At 71.0% G+C, this 18249-nt stretch carries 9 protein-coding genes; 4 read left to right on the top strand and 5 right to left on the bottom strand.

All coding sequences use genetic code 11. The features are described 5' to 3' along the window. Positions 1–98 precede the first annotated feature (98 nt). On the bottom strand, positions 99–3035 hold the full coding sequence (locus ACFV1J_RS05525; RefSeq protein ID WP_385855915.1) for an AAA family ATPase: 2937 nt from the start codon (positions 3033–3035) through the stop codon (positions 99–101). A gap of 541 nt (positions 3036–3576) precedes the next feature. Here ACFV1J_RS05525 and ACFV1J_RS05520 point away from each other — a divergent pair. From ACFV1J_RS05520 to ACFV1J_RS05505, 4 genes are all read left to right on the top strand, one after another. After that, positions 3577–4092 (top strand): GNAT family N-acetyltransferase, encoded by a 516-nt coding sequence (locus ACFV1J_RS05520; protein WP_385855914.1) that lies wholly within the window; start codon positions 3577–3579, stop codon positions 4090–4092. A gap of 271 nt (positions 4093–4363) precedes the next feature. Further along, positions 4364–4942 carry an AAA family ATPase gene (locus ACFV1J_RS05515; RefSeq protein WP_385855913.1) on the top strand — a complete coding sequence of 193 codons (579 nt, stop codon included), beginning with the start codon at positions 4364–4366 and terminating at the stop codon, positions 4940–4942. A gap of 198 nt (positions 4943–5140) precedes the next feature. Continuing rightward, positions 5141–6229: an NAD(P)-dependent alcohol dehydrogenase gene (locus ACFV1J_RS05510; RefSeq protein ID WP_385855912.1), complete on the top strand. Its 1089-nt coding sequence runs from the start codon at positions 5141–5143 to the stop codon at positions 6227–6229. Positions 6230–6983: 754 nt separating this feature from the next. After that, positions 6984–8396 carry a transcriptional regulator gene (locus ACFV1J_RS05505; RefSeq protein ID WP_385855911.1) on the top strand — a complete coding sequence of 471 codons (1413 nt, stop codon included), beginning with the start codon at positions 6984–6986 and terminating at the stop codon, positions 8394–8396. 160 nt (positions 8397–8556) lie between these two features. On the opposite strand, the gene ACFV1J_RS05500 is transcribed toward ACFV1J_RS05505, so the two are convergent. The 4 genes from ACFV1J_RS05500 to ACFV1J_RS05485 all read right to left on the bottom strand — a co-directional run bounded on the left by ACFV1J_RS05500 (position 8557) and on the right by ACFV1J_RS05485 (position 17512). Further along, positions 8557–9084: an ATP-binding protein gene (locus ACFV1J_RS05500; RefSeq protein ID WP_385855910.1), complete on the bottom strand. Its 528-nt coding sequence runs from the start codon at positions 9082–9084 to the stop codon at positions 8557–8559. A 332-nt stretch (positions 9085–9416) separates the two neighbouring features. Further along, positions 9417–15758: an SDR family NAD(P)-dependent oxidoreductase gene (locus tag ACFV1J_RS05495; RefSeq protein WP_385855909.1), complete on the bottom strand. Its 6342-nt coding sequence runs from the start codon at positions 15756–15758 to the stop codon at positions 9417–9419. A 30-nt stretch (positions 15759–15788) separates the two neighbouring features. After that, positions 15789–17117, bottom strand: coding sequence for a beta-ketoacyl synthase N-terminal-like domain-containing protein (locus tag ACFV1J_RS05490; RefSeq protein WP_385855908.1), 1329 nt, complete (start codon positions 17115–17117; stop codon positions 15789–15791). A gap of 77 nt (positions 17118–17194) precedes the next feature. Further along, positions 17195–17512: a DUF5988 family protein gene (locus tag ACFV1J_RS05485; RefSeq protein WP_385855906.1), complete on the bottom strand. Its 318-nt coding sequence runs from the start codon at positions 17510–17512 to the stop codon at positions 17195–17197. Positions 17513–18249 lie beyond the last annotated feature (737 nt).

Here is an 18249-nt window from a genome sequence, read left to right as displayed (position 1 = left end):
CGGCCCCTTGAGGAGCCGGGAAGTACGGAGGGCCCCGCGCTGACCGCGCACACCGGCGTCAGCTCCCGGTGGGCGGCGTCAAGTCCGACTGGCCGGCGTCAGTTCCGGCTGGCCGGCGCGCTCAGCGCACCGCGGAGTTCCTGCCGGCCACCGATCCGGAGCTTGCGATAGGCCCCGGTCAGATGCGTCTCCACGGTCCGCAGGGAGACGAAGAGGTGCTCGGCGATCTGCTTGTTGCTCCACCCTTCGGCGGCCAGCACCGCGACGCGTTCCTCCCCCGCCGTCAGGGGGCAGCCGCCCGCTCCCCGGCTGCCGACCCGGCCCCCCGCTTCGTGGAGCTGCTGCTGGAGGTCCCGCGCCGCCGCGGTGGCCCCGCATCTGACCGCGAGGTCCAGCCCGCGGCGCAGCGCCGTACGGGCGCCGGGCTTGTCGTCGCGCCGTAGCAGTTCACAGCCGAACGTCCGCAGGGCGCGGGCGAGTTCCAGCTCGGCGGGCGTCCGCTCCAGGATGCTCACCGCCTCGGCCAGGAGTTCCAGGCCGCGCGCCGCTCCGGCGACCCGACCGGCGGTGTGCAGGGCCACGCCGACGGCCCGCGGTATCCGGCAGCGCCTGGCCAACTCCAGTTCCTCCTCGGCGAGCGCCTGCGCCTCGCGCCCGTATCCCAGCCCGAGGCTGACCACGGCCGCACGCGAGCGCCAGGGGGCGATCATCGGGCTGACGGTGCCCACCGCCTCGAAGTGCATACCGCACTCGCGCAGCAGCGCCAGCCCTCCGCGCCGGTCCCCCTGGGCCGTACGCAGCGCCGCCAGGCTCATCAGGAACCGCGGCCACTCCCAGGAGGTGTCGGACAGATCCGCGGTGGAACAGGCGGCGGCGATGTCCTCGGCGCCTGCCACGTCGCCCAGCTGCAGGAGGGCGTCGATCCTGATGGTGTCCAGCGACAGGCGGTAGGGCAGCTCACCCGCCGCACAGGCCCGCGCGGACACGGCCCGCGCCACCGCGGCGGCCCGGCCCACATCCCCCCGGCGCAGCGCGATGGCGGCCCGGTAGACCATCAGCGAGGACGCCAGCAGCTCCATCCCCTTGTCCTTCGTCCCGTGCAGCAGCCGGTCGCAGAGCCCGTCGGCCGCGTCGAGGGCGTCCAGGTACAGCAGCGACTGGGCGACGAAGTAGTGCAGTGGGAAGAGTTCGTGGGAGAACACCGGCAGATTCACCCGGGCCCGGTCCACCAGCTCGGCGACCCGGTCGGCCGGCTCACCCGCCCGCAGGGCGGCGAAGGCGCGGACGGCGAGCAGCTGCCGCTCTCCGGGAGTGTGGCCGTCCAGGTCGCTGACGGGGACCGCGCGCCGGGTCCGCTCCGCCGTACGCATCGCGGGCCGCTCGAACTCCAGCCACTCGATCAGCGCCCGCATGCGCAGCGAGGACTCACGGTCAGCGCCCTCGGTGTCCGTGCGCGCGGTCAGCTCCGCGGTCAGACGGGCCAGGTCAGGGCCGTCGGCGCGGCCTCCGCGGGACAGCAGATGGGCATAGGCCAGCACCCCGACGGCCTCGGAGCGGGCGGCGTCGTCGCTGAGGTCCTCCAGGGCGGCCGTGCCGTACGAGACGGCGAGTGAGGTGTCGTAGTGGCTCGCGGCGACGGCCAGCTGCAGGAGCACCTGGGCACGCTCCCCCGGCGCGGCCGGCTGGAAGGCGGCGTGCCGCAGATAGGTCACGGCCGTCTCGGGCGCGCCCCGGCGGAGCGCTTCCCGCGCGGCCCGGCGCAGGACCGTCAGGGGCCAGCTGCCGGCCACCGGACCGGCGGCCATCACATGTGCGGCCACCTCCTCGTCGGGACGCCCGCTGAGGTGCAGCACGTGGGCCGCCCGCGCATGGGCCGCACCGACCTCCTGGGGCGTCCACGTCGCGAGGACGGCTTCGCGGACCACCCGGTGGACGAAGCGCGGGTCGTCCCGGGCGCCCAGCAGCCCGAGGGAACGCAGCTCCGCCGCGGCCGAACGGACCACGGCCTCACCGGTGCCGCAGTACGCAGCGAGCAGCGGCCACGGCATCCCGTCCCCCAGGATCGCGAGCCCGCGCGCCAGCTCGGCCATGGCCGGGGAGCCCTGGCCCAGCCGCTGCCCGATCTCGCGCAGCAGCGTGGGCAGGCCGAAGGTCCGGATCTTGTCCCGGTCCTCCTGCGCGGGCCGCACACCGCCGTGCCGCGCGTCGCACAGCAGGGCACGCAGGAAGAGCGGGTGCCCCTCCGTGGCGGCGTGGCAGGCCGCGCAGAAGGACGGGTCCGGCCCGGGCACGCCGAATTCCCACGCCACCAGCTGCGTCACGTCCGCCGGTCGGAGCGGCTCCAGCGCCAGGGTGCGGCAGGTCGAGGGGTGCACGAGCGCGTCGTAGAGGTCCACGGGCTCCGGTCGTTCCCCGGTGCGGGTCACGACGGCCACCAGGATGGGGTGGGTGTCCGCCCGGTCGACCAGGTGCGCCAGCCACCGCAGCGACGGCGGGTCGATCCACTGCAGATCGTCGACCGCCAGCACTAACGGTCCTTGGCGGGACAGCCGGAAGGCGAGGCGGTCCAGCCCGGCGAGCGTGCCGGCGGCGTCGGCGTACGCCCCGGAGTCGCCGCCCCAGGTCCCTTCCGGGTCGAGGATCCGCAGGACCGGCTCGCCCACTCCGTCGAGCAGCGCCCCGCGGTCCTGCTCACCGGCCCCGGCGACGAGGGGATGGAGCAGCCGCCGGACCGTCCCGAAGGCGAAGTCGCGCTGCAGCCGGCGGCAGCGCACCCGCACGTTGCGGAACCCCGGCACACCGTCCAGCCAGTGGTGCAGCAGGGCCGACTTGCCCATGCCGGCGTTCCCGACCAGCTGCACCACGCGTGTCCGCCCCGCCAGCACCTCCTCGGCCACCGCGTCGAGGGCGGCCAGCTCATCGCCGCGCCCGACCAGCGCCGGCGCGCCTGCACGGGCCGACGGACCGGTCCGAGGGGGACCCGCCCCCGGCGGTTCGTCCCGGGCGGCTCCGTCACTGCTGCGACCGTCGTTCATCTGGCCCCTACTTTTGGCCCTTGCTTTCTCTTTCGGTTTGCCAGACGTGGGCTTGCGGGCCGGGGTTGCGTCGGGCTCCCGTCTCACTATTCGGACGGCATGCGATGACCTGCCACTTCGCGGCCCGATCGGCCCCGTCCGACGGGCGACTTGGGCGGCACCACAGGCCCCGCCGTGCCACCGCTCCCCGGCACGGCCACCGTCATCTCGTGGTCGGTGACGAATAACCTCGTGGTGATCCACGACGCACGACGTTCCCACCGCGGTGACGCCACCCGGGGCCCGAGAGCCTGCCGACGGCCGTCGGCCGCGGGCTGACGGCTGACGGCTGACGGCTGACGGCTGACGGCTGACGGCAGGAAAAAACCCTTTGCCGCGGCCGGAGTCAGGTGGTTACTGTCCTGCGGCCCAGGAAGCGCACGTGATCACGGGACAGGGAGGTTGATGAATATGGCCGCCGACGGCCCTCTTCGGCATGCCCTTGTCCGGCCCGCGCGTCAGTAGAGCGCGGTCCGGTCGTTCCCACGACCAGGAGTGACACGTGAATCCCAGCACCTCATCAGCCCACGCAGAGCTGACCACCGACCGTCTCCGTCTCCGGCCCTGGACCACGGCCGAGGCCACCGCGGTCCTCGACGACACCAGGTCGCCCCACTGGGCCGACGACTTCCCCGCCGAAGGGGACCGCGTCATCGCGGGCCTCTTCGACCAGCACCCCGCCTGGCTCGGCCCGTACGGCCACCGCCTGATCATCGAGCGTGACAGCGGCCTGGTGGTCGGCTCGACCGGCCTGTTCTGGCCGGCCAGCGAGGGGATCCTCGAAATCGGGTACGGCATCGTGGCCTCCCGCCGCGGCCGGGGCTACGCCCCCGAGGCCACCCGGGCGCTCGCCGCATTCGCACTCACGGCGCCCGATGTCCATACGGTGATCGCCAACGTGGAGTTGTCGAACCCGGCCTCCGTCCGCGTGCTGGAGAAGGCCGGCTTCCACCATTGGTCCACCGAAGAGAACGTGGCCCGCTTCAGGATCACCGCGCCGGACCGTCACGAGCGATGACCCAGTGGGTCGGCGGCTTGCCTGCCGCCGACCCACCTGACCACCGAGCCAGGCTACTGGCGAACCGCCCAACTGCCCCTGCTTCAGGCGGCAGTTGGGCGCTCAACCACCATCCGTTACAGCTCGCGGCACACAGCCACGCACGCCGTCGAAAGTGACAAGGCTCACCGGGTAGGCGCCTTGAGGGAATTTCTTCGCTGCGACGCTTGGATTTTCCGCAACTTCTCCGGATACGCTCCGCCGGCATTGCTCGCCCCATGAGGAGGCTTCGTTGTCGGGCCACGATGCAGCTGGCACGCCACATTCCGGTGGACTGGTGCTACTTGGTGGGCCGCCCGGATCCGGAAAATCCACCGTTGCCGAAAAACTGGCGTCGGCAGCCGAACGGCCCACCGTCCACATGCACACCGACACCTTCTATGTATGGATACGCTCCGGCTTCGTCCCGCCCTATCTGCCGGAAGACCAACAGCAGAACGCGGTCGTCCAGAACGTCATGATCGATGCCGCATGTGCGTACGCGGGCGGCTACGACGTCATCCTTGACGGGATTCTGGGCCCGTGGATGCTCGAACCGTTCCGCGCCGCATGCCGGCAGCGTGGCCTCGACCTCTCCTACATCGTGCTGCGACCGAGTCTGGACGTGGCGCTCGCGCGGGGCACCCGGCGCGAGGGCCGGCACTTGAACGACATCGAACCGATCACCGGTCCCTACGGAGCATTTGCGGACCTCGGAGCACTCGAAAACCATGTGGTCGATTCGAGCGCCCAGTCCGTGGAGCAGACCACCGCAGAAATCGCCGCCGGACTGCGGGCCGGCACATTCGTCGTCGGTCCCGTCGGTCCGTAGCCGAGAATTCCCCACCACCGGTACGACCACAGACCTGCGGCTCATCGCGCCTGGTATGAGGGCCCGGGGGCACAAGGGCAGGAGGGCATGAGGGCACAACGGCGCAACAGCCAGTCACTCACTTCCACCGTCCCGTGCGACGTGCCAAGTACGACGTGCGACGTGCGACGACCCATAGTTCAGGGGGGAAACCAACCCATGCGCATACAGGCAGCTCTGGTGGAGTCCGTCGGTGGTCCCTTCACCCTGCGCGACGTCGACATCGACGAGCCGCGGCCGGACGAGATCCTGGTCCGGATCAGGGCCGCCGGGATCTGCCATACCGATCTCGGCACCCGGGAGGTCTGGCCACGCCTTCCCATGGTGTTCGGCCACGAAGGCGCCGGCGTCGTCGAAGCCGTCGGTTCGGCCGTGACGACCGTCGCCCCCGGAGACACCGTCTGTCTGAGCTACCGCAGTTGTGCCACCTGCGACAACTGCACCTCCAGTCGGTCCGCGTACTGCCAGGCAGGCATCCACACCCTGAACGCCACGGGTACCCGGCCCGACCACAGCACACCCCTGTCCCGGGACGGCTCCCCGGTCTTCGGCAGCTTCTTCGGGCAGAGCAGCTTCGCCACCCACGCACTCGCCTACGAGAGCAACTGCGTCAAGATTCCCGCCGGTCTCGACCCGGTTCTCGCCGCCCCGCTCGGGTGCGGGGTGCAGACCGGTGCCGGCACGGTCCTCAACGTCCTGCAGCCGGCTGCGGGTTCCTCGCTGGTGGTCTTCGGCGCCGGGAGTGTGGGTCTGAGCGCGGTCATGGCGGCGGTTGCCGAAGGCAGCTCCGTGGTCGCCGTCGACCCGGTCGCCTCCCGCCGCGCGATGGCGCAAGACCTCGGCGCCGTCGCCACGCTCGACCCGGAGGACCTGGACGATGTCGCGACCGCCCTCCACGAGATCACGCAGGGTGGGGCGCACCACGCCATCGACACCACCGGCCGGTCGGCCGTGATCTCCCAGGCCATCGTGGCCCTGCGCCGGCGGGGGACGCTGGCGCTGGTGGGTATCGGCAAAACGGCCGAGTTCGATATCATGACCGTGATGACCAAGGGGATCCAACTGCGCGGCGTCATCGAGGGGGACGCCGTCCCCCGGACGTTCATCCCCCACCTCATCGCGCTCCACGAGCAAGGTCGGCTCCCCGTGGAGAAGCTGATCACCCGCTACCCCTTCAGCGACATCGAGGCAGCCGCCCGTGCAGCCGCTTCCGGTGAGGTCATCAAGCCTGTCCTCACGTTCAGTTGACCGTTCGCAGACGCGTCACCTCCGCCGTCAACGCCATTGCTTCATCAACACGTTGCGGGCCAAGGCATGATGAGTTCTTTGCAGTCGCCTGGCATTCGGATGCCAATTGCCCGCTCCGCGCCTCTCATTCCTCGCATCGGAGTTCCCTCAGCATTTCTCTCGGGCCGTCGCATCAGGCTGCCCGTAGCATGCTCGCCTTCTCACTCGCCGTCGGCAAACACTTCCTGGCGGCCGACCACGGTCATCCGGTCCTCGCGCTCACCGCACGCGTCGCGACATGGGGCGCGGGGATTCCCTGGCGGTTATCGCTGAATGACCACTTTCGTGGGAAGGGCTGGCGTGCCCGTGTGCGTCACGCTCCCGTGGTGGTGCGTCTGTTCGGGGAGCGCAGTCCTGGTCGAGGCAGGCTTCGTCGCCCCTGCCGTTACGGAGCGGCCGTAAGGCGGTGAGGGCCGGTGTCGAGGTGTCGCGGGCGGTGAGATCCGCAGGTAACGGCCGTGGGGCGGGCGTCAGGGTTGTGCGGATGCGCATGACCGGCGCGGGGCGTTCGGCGGGTGCGAGCGAGCGCGCAAACGTCACCCGGCGGCGACCGGCGTTCGGCGCTGCCACCCGCACTACTGTGCGCGATGCTGTGGTGGTGACTTGACTGGAGTCATGACGGATCATTCCCGGTTGTTGGGTAATGACCTTTGCAGTCCCATAACACTGGATATGCCAACGTAAAACGTTGTCAGCATGTGCTTGGAGGCACCCCATGGCCGCCGGACCTGTCTTCGCACGTCAGAGCAATCAGCGGCTACGGTCGCTCATTCAGGAGGCAGCGGTGTCCAACTCCGCTCTCGCCCGCCAGGTGAACGTGCTGGGGCGCGAGCAGGGGCTCGATCTCCGGTACGACAAGACGTCTGTCAGCCGGTGGCTGCGGGGCCAGCAACCGCGGGGCCGCGTACCGGCCATTATCGCCGAGGCGCTGAGCAGCCGGCTCGGCCGCACGGTTTCGACCGACCAGATCGGGATGGCCAACGGCAACAGCGTGACCTGCGGGGTCGGGCTGCATTTCGCCGCCGATGTGAAGGATGCGCTGGGCCAGGTCCGCGAACTGTGGCAGATGGACGCGGAGTCGAGCGAGGCGTTGTCCGGCACGACCATGGGCACCGCGGCGTTGGTCGAACCCACCCGGGACTGGCTGATCAGTGCCGTCGACCCGGAAGTGGCCCAGAGCCGTCGGATGGGGCCGCGAACCGGGTTGGACGAGGTCGAGCTGGTGCGGATGACCACCCGGGCGCTGGAGGAACTCGACCACAGGGTGGGGGGCGGCTATGTGCGGCCGGTGGTGGTGTCGTGCCTGAACAGCGTGCTTTCGGGGCTGTTCTCCGGGAGCTACAGCGAGGCCACCGGACGCCAGCTCTTCGCCGCTGCCGCGCGGTTGACCGAGCTCGCCGGTTACACCGCGATGGACACCGGCCGGCCCGGCCTGGCGCAGCGGTACTACATCCAGGCGCTGCGGCTCGCACAGGCGGCGGACGAGCGGTGCTACGGCGGTTATGTGCTGGCCTCCGGGCTGAGCCGGCTCGCCGTGGATGCGGGCTGTGCCCGGGAAGCGGTTCAGCTCGCGCGGGCCGCCCAGGAAGGGACGAGGGGGCAGGCGCCACCGGCCGCGCAGGCGCTGTTCTATGTGGCCGAGGCCCGTGGTTACGCTCTGCTCGGCGATTCGCGGACGTGCGGGATGCTCAGGGACAAGGCCCTGGAGGCGATGGCACATGCGGATCCGGTTGACGTGCCGGAATGGCTGGCGCACTTCGACCGGGCTTATCTGGCCGATGAGTTGGCGCACTGCCACCGGGATCTGCAGCAGCCCCGGCAGGCCGCTCGTCGGGCCGCCGAGGCGCTGGCCCGGCACCCGAGGACGCGGGTGCGCCGGCGGGCGATCGATCTGCTGCTGCTGGCGTCGGCGCAGGTGCAGGCCGGTGAAGTGGAGGAGGCGTGCCGGGTGGCCGAAGAGGCCGTGGGTCTGCTGCGGCAGCTGCGGTCGGCGCTGGGCAGGAAGTATCTGGAGCAGTTCCTGGCGGGACTCCGTCCCTACCGAGATACGAAGGCCGCGGGCGATTTCGCCGTTCTGATGCAGGAGTGCGAGGCGCATCTCCCCGCGCAGCGCGGGTCCAGCGGCTGACGGGTGCGGGTGGCGGAGCCGGCAGCCAGGCAGATCGTCCCGCTCCGGAGGGGGGAGGGGGAATCGGACCTGTCCGGCCGTCGACCGCCGTGGCGCCCGCGGCCGGTGCGCGGAGCGCGGGGAGCGGGAAGCGGGATTCGGGAACACTGGTCATTGCGGTTCACGGCTGGGGGAGGCGGCCGACGGGTGCGCAGGTGGTCAGTGACACCGTTGCCCAGACCGTGCAGCCGTTGTCGGCCTCCGTCCGACGGCCCCACTCCTGGCAGGACTTGGCGACCAGTTCGAGGCCGCGGCCGCTTTCCTGCCCGTGGTCCGGGTACCGCCTGCGGGGCGCCCACGGGGTCCCGCCGCCGTCGTGGACCTCGATGTGCACCTGTTGTGCGGACCGGCGCAGTCGGCAGGTGATGCGGAGGGCGCCGGAATGCTGGATCGCGTTGGTGACGAGTTCGGACAGGGTGAGCAGGATGAGGTAGCGGGTGTCCTCGCCCTGGATCTGCTGGCCGTCGAGCCAGGCGCGGGCCAGGGCGCGGCAGACCGGCACCGAGCGTTCCAGTGGCGGCAGGCTGAAGGCGGTCCGGTCGGTGGAACGCCAGTGGTCGGGCGAGACGACCGTGGCCTTCGCGTCGGGCCAGGTCTCGACCTGATGGGCCGTCAATTCAATGCCGGCCTCTTGAATGCTGGGTAACATGACTACCCCTTTCCTAGGTTCCTTTCGGACCCCCGTACCAATTGGTGAACCCTCGGGCGGAATAACGCCCGGGATTCATTGGCTGCTTCTCCACATTCATTGAAACAGTGTGGAGGGAATTACGGAAGGCGCATCGAGAGGCGTGCGCAGGGGTGTGGAGACATGGGGAAGCGAAATACTATCACCGCAAGAAAACGTTGTGCGGGAATAGCGGGAATTGCGGGAATGGCGAGCAATTGGTGCGGTGGCGGAATAATCGTCGCCGGACAGCACCACGTTCGGCGGATACCTTCGAGGTGTCCGCCGAACGGGAGGGAGCGGTCCGCGCCGCGCTATGTAGTGGCCAGTTCCAGCCCCAGGAGGTCCGCCACGCCCACGGCGAGATCGGCCAAAGTGGGGTGCTGCCACACGAAGTTGCGGGACACCGAGACCGCGAAGGTCCGCTCGATGCGCACCCGCATCTCCATCGCCAGGAGGGAGTCGAATCCCAGGGATTTCAGCGGGATCTGCGGATCGACGGTGCCGTCGCCCAGGCGCAGCACCGCCCGGACGTGCTCCGCCAGACGTTCCTCCAGTGCTGCTCTGCGGGCCAGGCCGGTGGGCAGTGCGCCGAGCCAGGCGCGCAACTCCCCGCTGTCGGCCGGGGCTTCGGTGCCCTGCGCTTCGGTCTTTTTGGCGGGCCGCTCGGTCGAGACCGCGCTGAAGAAGGGGAGGTGCCGGCCCGTGGGTGGGAGCCAGGTGTCCGACGGCCCGGGGAGGACCCCGGTCTGTACCCGCCGCCGGGACAGCAGGCCGTACAGGGCGGCCATGCCCTGGTCGGTCGGGATGGTGTGGTAGCCGCGCCGGCCGAAGTCGGTGGCGACGCCCGTCTCGCCCCACGGGCCCCAGTTCACCGCCAGGGTCGGCAGGCCCTGGGCGGAGCGCCAGGCGGCGAAGCCGTCGAGCCAGGAGTTCGCCGCGGCGTAGGCGCCCTGGCCGGGGTTGCCGAGCAGGGAGGCCATCGAGGAGAACCCCGCGAACCAGTCCAGCGGGCATCCCTCGGTGGCGTGGTGCAGCCGCCAGGCACCCGCGGCCTTCGGCAGCCAGACCCGCTCCAGTTGTTCGTCGGTGACGTTGGTGAGGGCCGCGTCGTCCAGGACCATGGCGCAGTGCACCACGCCGTGCACGGGGAAGCCCCCGGTCGCCGCGGTCGTCACCAGCCGCTCCGCGGTCCCCGGTTCGGCGATGTCGCCGAGCACCACAGACACCTTGGTGTCGTCCCTGCCCAGGTCGGCGATCTCCCGTGCGGCGTCCGAGGAGGGCGCGGAACGCCCGTTGAGGACGAGGTGACCGGCGCCGTTCCCGGCCAGCCACCGTGCCGTGGCCAGTCCCAGACCGCGCAGTCCGCCGGTGACGATGTAGGCGCCGCCCTTCCGGACCGGCAGCCGCATCTCGGGCAGCGCGGCGCGGGCCCGGCCGGCGTGCGGCACGGCCAGCACGATCTTGCCGATGTGGTCGGCGGCGGCCATGGTGCGGAAGGCCGTGGTGGCTTCCGACAGCGGGTATTCGGTGCAGTGCAGCGGGGTGAGCCGGCCGGCTTCGAACTCGTCGAGGACCTCCTGCCACACACGGGCGAAGGCGTCGGGACGGTGCCGGCGCAACTCGATCAGGTCGACGGTGCGCAGGGTGACGTTGTGGCGCAGGGGCAGCATCCCCAGCGGGGCGTCGGAGAGGATGTCGCGCACCCCGAGCTCCACGAACCGGCCGAACGGGCGGAGCGTCTCCAGTCCGGTGCGGATCGCCGCGCCGGACAGCGAGTTGAGTACGACGTCGACGCCGTCGCCGGTCACCTCGCGGACCTGTTCGCCGAAGTCCAGGGAGCGGGAGTCCATGACGTGCCGGATTCCCATGCCACGGAGGTAGCGGCGTTTGTCCTCGCTGCCGGCGGTGGCCAGCACGTCGGCCCCCAGGGAGCGGGCCACCGCGATCGCCGCCAGCCCGGTGCCGCCGGTGGCCGAGTGGATCAGCACCCGCTCCCCGGCCGCGAGCCGCGCGACATGCCGCAGGGCGTACCAGGCCGTCACGAAGGCGACCGGCAGCCCCGCCGCGGTGACCGCTCCCAGGCCGGTGGGGATCGGCGCGACCGCCTCGGCCGGTGCGGTCAGGAACGAGCCGAAGGCCCCGCCCCGCAGATCAATGGCGACCACCTCGTCCCCGACCTGCAGATGCTCCACCCCGGCGCCCACCGCGCTGACGACGCCGGAGCACTCGAACCCGATGCGGTAGCGGACGTCCTCGTCGCCGGGGAGCAGCCCCAACGCGGTCAGCACGTCCCGGAAATTCAGGCCAGCCGCGGTGACCCGCACCTCGACCTCACCGCGCTGTGGCGGCCGCCGCCGGACCGCGGCGTACTCCAGGCTCGACAGGTCGCCCAACCGGGCCGCCCGCAGCCGGAATCCGTCCACGCCGTACTGCACGGCGCACGGCGTCAGTGGACGTTCCTGCTCGGCCGGGGAACGCCGCAGCCGGGCCACCCACCGGTCGCCGGCGCGCAGCGCGACCTCGTCGTCGTCGGTGTCGGCCAGCAACTCCTCGACCACGTCCGTGGGATCGGCATTACGGGCGTCGGCGTCCACCAGCGTGGGGTGCAGGTCCGGGTGCTCCAGGGCGCCCACCCGCACCAGTCCCCGAAGGCTGCTCTGCGCGATGTCGACGGTGTCGTCCGGGAGTACGTCCCGGGCGCCCTGGGTGAGGACGTACAGACGTGGTGACGCCGCGCTCTCGGTGACTGCCTGGAGGGTGGCGAGCAGTCTGCGGGTGCGCCGCAACGATTCCTCGGTCGGCTCGGCCAGGCTCCGCCGGCCGCACACCAGCACCACGCCGCGCGGGGGTTGGAGTCCGGCGGCCAGGCGTTCGCTGAGGGAGGTGCGGAGGGTGTCGAGGGGTGTGTCGTCCAGCGGACGGTCCCAGACACTGGTGCGGGCACAGCGGGCGCGCAGCGCGGCGGCCAGTACCCGGGCCGATCCGTCCGCCTCGCCCACCAGGAACCAGCTCCCCGGCGCCTGGCCGGTCTCGGTGGTGGATCGGGGGGAGGAGTGCCAGTCGATTTCCAGCAGCCAGTCATCGGCGGCCGGTGCGCTGCGTGCGGCCCGCCGTGCGAAGCGCAGGCCGTTGACGGCGAGGACGACCGCGCCGTTGCCGTCCAGGAGCCGGACGTCGGCGACCACGCTGTCCGGCGCGTTCTCGCTGATGTGCGCGTGGCAGTACTCGGCCTGCGCGGCATCGCCCAGGACGCGTACCGCCTGCACGGCCACGGGAAGCACGGGTGCGGTGTCGTCCTCGTGCATCAGCGGTGCCACCGCGAGCTGCGCGCAGACATCGATCAGGACGGGATGGACGGGGAGGCCGGAGGCGGGGTCCTTCGCCCGGGCCGGGAGCGTGATCTTGGCGAGATAGCTGCCGTGGTGGCGTTCCGTGCGCAGTTCGGTGATGCCGGTGAAGGCCGGACCGTGCTCCAGTCCGCGCCCGCGCAGGTTCCGGTAGAGGTCGCCCGGGTCCAGCCGGACCGGATGGCGCACCGTGAGGGCCTCGATGGGCCGGGGCCGGGGGTCCGGTCGTAGGGTCAGCCGGTGCAGTACCGCGTCGGCCTGTCGCTCCCAGTCGCCGTCCTCGCCCCGCGCGAGGATCTCGCAGTGCGCACGGTCGGGGGCGGACATCGTCACGACGGTGCTGATTTCGGTGTGCCGGTCCAGGCGCAGCAGCTGCTCGAAGTGGACGTCGGTGACGTCCACTTCGAGCGGGGCGGCCCCGAAGACCTCGGCGGCCGCCGCGAGCGCGACGCTGCAGTGGGCCGCGCCGGGCATGACGGGGTCGCCGTGGACCCGGTGGTCGGCGAGCCAGGGCAGGGCGTCGGTGCCGGCGTCGGCGCGCCAGCAGTGCCGCACGGGCTCGCCCGGCACTTCGGAGTGCCGGCCGGGCAGGACGGAGTCGCCCGGTCCGGCCGGTGTGGAGCGGGGTGTGGCCGCGGCCCAGTGGTGGCGCCGGTCGAAGGTGAGGGTGGGGGCGTCGACGAGGTTCCCGCCGTCGTACAGGCGCCGCCAGTTCACCGGGACCCCGGCGCAGTGCAGTGCGGCGAGCTGGGTCCGCAGCGTGGTCGGTTCGTCCTCCTCGCGGCGGAGCGTGGGCAGCACGGCCGGGGAGGTGACCAGTCCGGACAGGCTCCGCTCGACGGAGTGGGTGACGACGGGGTGGGGCGAGAGCTCGACGTAGACCTGGTGCCGGTCGGCCGCCGCGGCGGCCACCGCCTCGGCGAACCGCACGGGGCGGCGCAGGTTGTCGCACCAGTAGTCGGCGTCGAAGGACGGGGTGGCACCGGTCTCCACCACCGTCGAATAAAACCGTACGGTGGGTGGCCGCGGCGTCAGCCCGGAGAGCGCCGAGCGCAGGGCGGGCAGCACCGGGTCGACCAGTGGGCAGTGGGAGGCCACGTCCACGGCGATCGGGAAGACCGGGATCTGCCGGGCCTCCCAGGCGGCGGCCAGTCGGCTCACCTCCGCGGTGCGCCCGGCCACCACGGTCGTGTCCGGCGAGGACAGGACGGCGATCGACACGGTCTCGGCCGCGCTGTCCGCGAGTTCCGCACGGACCGCGTCGGCGCTCAGCCCCACGCTCACCATGCCGCCCGTGCCCGCGATGTCGCCGAGCAGGCCGGAGCGGCGGCAGATCACCCGGACCCCGTCGGCGAGCGACAGGGCACCGGCCACCACCGCCGCCGCGACCTCCCCCATGGAGTGGCCGATGACCGCGGCGGGTTCGACGCCGTACGAGCGCCAGGTCGCGGCGAGCGCGATCTGGAGGGCGAACAGCACCGGCTGCACCTCGCCACAGCCCTTGACGGGCTTGCCCTTGCGGATGACGTCGAACACGGACACCTTGCTGTGGGCCCGGATGAGTTCGCCGACCTCGCTCAACGCCTCCCGGAAGGCCGGTTCGGTCGTCAGCAGGCCGCGTCCCATTCCGGGCCACTGGGAGCCGTGGCCGGAGAACACCCAGACCGGCTGCCGCTCCACCGCCGCGCCCACCGCCCCGGTCACCACCGCGGGATGCCGCTGTCCGTCGGCGAACGCCCGGAGGGCGCCGAGGAGTTCGCGGCGTCCCGAGGCCACGACGCCCAGTCGGCCGCGGCCGGTGCAGCGGCGCAGGGACAGGGTGTGCGCGAGGTCCCGCAGCGGTACGTTCGCGCCCTCACCGGAGACCCAGTCCGCGAGTCTGCCGGCCGCGGCGGGCAGCACGTCCGGGGAGCCGGCCGGGACGAGGAAGACGTCGGGTGCCGAGGCGGCCGGCTCCTGGGAGCGCCGTGGGGCCGAAGTGTTCGGGGCCTGCTCCAGCAGTACGTGGGCGTTGGTTCCCGAGAAGCCGAAGGAGGACACCGCCGCCAGGCGGGCCGGTGTCGGCAGGGGCCAGGCGGTCAGCTCGGTGGGCACGAAGAAGCGGGTGTCGGCGGCCGAGATGGCCGGGTTCCACTTCCGGAAGTGCAGGTTCGCCGGGATGGCGCCGCGCTGCAGGCACAGCACGGCCTTGATCAGCCCGGTGACGCCGGCGGCCGGCTCCAAGTGTCCGACGTTGGTCTTCACCGAGGTCAGGGCGCAGCGGCCCGGGCCGTGGCCGTAGACGTCCGCCAGTCCGGCGAACTCGATGGGGTCACCCACCGGGGTGCCGGTGCCGTGGGTCTCCACCATCCCCACGTCCTGGGGATCGACCCCGGCACGCGCCAGGGCTTCCCGGTAGAGGGCTCGCTGGGCGGCGGCCGACGGTGCGGCCAGTCCGTCGGACGAACCGTCCTGGTTCGTCGCGGAGCCGCGGAGTACGGCCAGTACCCGGTCGCCGTCCCGAACGGCCTCGCTGAGGCGTTTGAGCACCACCACGCCACAGCCCTCACCGCGGACGAATCCGTCGGCTCCGGCGTCGAAGGTGCGGCAGCGCCCACTGGCGGAGAGCATGCCCATCCTGGCGAAGGAGCGGGTGATGCGGGGCTGGAAGGTCAGGGTGACGCCGCCGGCCAGCGCCAGATCGCACTCACCGGCGCACAGTGCCTGGCGCGCCATGTGCACGGCCACCAGCGAGGAGGAGCAGGCGGTGTCCAGGGCCACGCTCGCCCCGTGCACGCCCAGGAGGTACGAGACCCGGCCGGCCGCCACGCAGTGGCCGTTGGTCAGGATGGATCCTTCGAGTTCCTGGGGCGTGCCGGTCAGGTGGTCCATGTAGTCGCCGTAGCTGATGCCGGTGAAGACGGCGGTGGGGGTGCCGTGCACCCGCTCGGGGGGCAGGCCGGCGTGTTCCAGCGCCTCCCAGGTGACTTCGAGCAGCAGGCGGTGTTGGGGGTCCAGGACATCGGCCTCTCCACCTGCGACGCCGAAGAAGGCGGCGTCAAAGCCCGCCACCTCGCGCAGGTAGCCGCCCGGCAGGGAGGCCGGTGTCCCGGGGTGTTCGCGGCCGGGTGGTTCGCCCTGGACGAGGCGCCGGCGTTCGGGGGGAAGTTCGCCGATCGCGTCCCGGCCCTCGGACAGCAGCCGCCACAGGGCTGCGGGCGAAGGGGTGTCACCGGGGAGCCGGCAGCCCATGCCGATCACGGCGATCCGCTCGGTGTCGGTCGGGGTCTGCGGCGCGGCGGCCGGAGGATGCGTGTGGTTGCTCATCGGGTCTCCGTACGTAGGCGTGGTCCGCGGTCACACGACCTGGGTGCTGCCGAGGAGGATGGCGTTCTTGACCCCGCCGACCTGGTAGTTGAAGGTCAGCGCGTAATCGAGGTCGAGCGGGCGGGGCCGGGTCCCGGGGACGGGGTCGAAGGGCAGCCCGTCGGCGGGTTCCTCGCAGTTGGCGGTGGGGCAGACCTGCCCTCGCTCGATCATCATCAGCGTCAGGGCGACCCCCGCGCAGCCCGCCGGGGCGCCGTTGTGGCCGAAGCAGCCCTCCTGCGACGTCATGAGGGGCATGTCGTCCCCGTACAACTCCCTGATGGCGGCGGACTCGAAGGCGGTGACGACGAGGTTGCCGTCGCTGCCGCCGTGGACGTACGGCACGTTGCCCAGGTCCCACCGGTCGCCGAGGCAGCGGCGGACGGCGGTGACCAGTTCGCTGCCGGTCTCGTCGCAGGCGAGCGGGTTGGCCAGGCCGTCCCGGGTCATGGCGGTGGAGAGCACCTGGCCGTAGATGTGCGCACCGCGTCGGGCCGCGTGGTCCCAGCTCTCCATGATGATGGTGGCCGACCCCTCGCCGTGGTTGATGCAACTCGCCCGGCGGTCGTAGGGGCGCATGAGGGAGAGAAAGGACGGCACCAGCTCGGGCATGCCCGGCGTCCGTACGTCCTCGTAGGTCTGCTGGGCGCCGTGCAGCAGCCGTTGGATGTTCTGGATGAGGTGCATGTTGAAGACGTCGACGCCGGTGACGACGGCGATGTCGACCTCACCCCGGGTGATCATCTGCCGGGCGTTGCCGATCTGTACGGCGGACGAGGCGCAACCGCACGAGACGGTGTAGGTGGGGCCGTTGGAGCGGACGAGCGCGGACTGGACCAGTGCCACGTCCGAGGGGGTCACCGCCTGTTGGGCCGCGACGAACAGTTCCATGGCTTCCGGTGCGGTGGTCGTCGCGGGGTCGGCGCGGAGCACCGACAGATAACTGTCGATGTTGGCGTCGACTCCCCCGCGTCCGACGAGGATTGCGGCATTGCCGAGTTCGCCGTCCCGGAAATTCAGTCCGGCGTTGTCGCAGGCATGTGCCAGCGAGAGCATCCCGTAGTGATGTGCCGGTGTGTAGTGCCGGGAGAAGAACGGGGGAAGGTCCGGGAAATGTTCGTCAAACATTTCCTGGGTCAGGCCGACGGAACCGTAGTAGACCTCGTCGTACTGAAGGCACGACCGGCCGTTTGCGGCGACGTCCCAGGCCTCTTCGGCGGTGAAGACAGGCTTCGTCGGGCCGGGCAGGCAGAACCCGACACCGGTCACCACGGCGCGGCGGCCGGTGTCCTGGTCCTCGGGGTACACGGCTGGTTTCATGGCAGGACTCCGTCCCTCACGAGGATCGTCAGGTGCCGTCCTCAGTGAACTGGTTTCTTCCTCGGGGCACGCGTTGCCTACTCGGCAATGGACGTGCGGTAGTGCCAGCGATATACGGGCACTTGTTCGCCGTCCAGTTCCGCGTATTCGCCGTAGAATTCGAAACGCTCGTAGCCGCTGCCGCGCACGAGCCGTACCGGATCCCGGATTTCTTCACGCGAGTTCTGGGGAAGGGCCGTTCCCCCGGGCTCGTCAACGAGAATCACGATGCTTTTCCGTGGCATGGTCCACTCCGGGGTTCTTTCGCAGGTGTTCTGGTTCGCAGCCGGATTTCCGGCCGATGGCGGCCGACGGCTGATGCAGAGATGCGGTGGGGGAACCTGCGCGGAGGTCACCGCGAGGGCGGCACCTGCCGGAGGGGCGACGAAGGCCGTGCCTGTCGTATGACCGGCGGGGCTGCGCCGGTGAGTGACCGTTGGACAGCGGCGAAGGCGATGGCCGCTGTGCTCGTGGTGGCCGTGGGGACGGTCACCACACGGAAGTCGATCGCATGGCGCCCCTCGCTCGGCGGTGGGGGGCCGATCAGCCGGCGCCGAAAATCGGCGCCGGCTGACGGATCCAAGACCCTCCGCCGGGGACGCCCATACGGCAACGGTCTGACCCGTAACCAGGCACTGGGCCGGGCCAACGAGTAGGCCGGAGCCGCTCCCCGGAGAGGGTGGGCGGCCCACCGGTTGGATGCAAATAGTTATCCATGCACTCAGGGCGGGCTACAACAGTCAACCGATAAGGCCACCCATTCGGAGCAGCGCGAAAGACCTCGAATTCGCACCGACCAACTTGCGCACCGGCATTGGGGAGTGCTTTTAATTCACTCATGACCGATGTAGCACCGCCATGCCTCCGCCAGTTCTGCGGTGAAAAGATGACCTATTGGCACCGCCAACTCGCCGCTCCGGATTCGCACACAGGAAGCTCGGACACTACGAAGTCGGTTGCCTCAGGACGTTAATCAGGCGGTAGGTATGCCCGCCGACCCGTGACGGGGGACTTAGCACATTTTTCTGAAGTACCCACGGCCGGACGTCACCTTCACCGTGTACGAATAATTTCCGCCATCTCTCAGCACGGC

It is taken from the genome of Streptomyces sp. NPDC059649 (genome assembly GCF_042734445.1).
In the GTDB taxonomy this organism is placed as follows: Bacteria; Actinomycetota; Actinomycetes; order Streptomycetales; family Streptomycetaceae; genus Streptomyces.
The sequence above is the reverse complement of the archived record's forward strand: the minus strand, read 5'-3'. Positions and strand labels throughout refer to the sequence as shown.

Excerpts from the sequence above, each read along its gene's own strand:
- ACFV1J_RS05495 (WP_385855909.1), bottom strand. The coding sequence starts at position 15,758 with ATGAGCAACCACACGCATCCTCCGGCCGCCGCGCCGCAGACCCCGACC.
- ACFV1J_RS05490 (WP_385855908.1), bottom strand. The coding sequence starts at position 17,117 with ATGAAACCAGCCGTGTACCCCGAGGACCAGGACACCGGCCGCCGCGCC.
- ACFV1J_RS05510 (WP_385855912.1), top strand. The coding sequence starts at position 5,141 with ATGCGCATACAGGCAGCTCTGGTGGAGTCCGTCGGTGGTCCCTTCACC.
- ACFV1J_RS05500 (WP_385855910.1), bottom strand. The coding sequence starts at position 9,084 with ATGTTACCCAGCATTCAAGAGGCCGGCATTGAATTGACGGCCCATCAG.
- ACFV1J_RS05525 (WP_385855915.1), bottom strand. The coding sequence starts at position 3,035 with ATGAACGACGGTCGCAGCAGTGACGGAGCCGCCCGGGACGAACCGCCG.
- ACFV1J_RS05505 (WP_385855911.1), top strand. The coding sequence starts at position 6,984 with ATGGCCGCCGGACCTGTCTTCGCACGTCAGAGCAATCAGCGGCTACGG.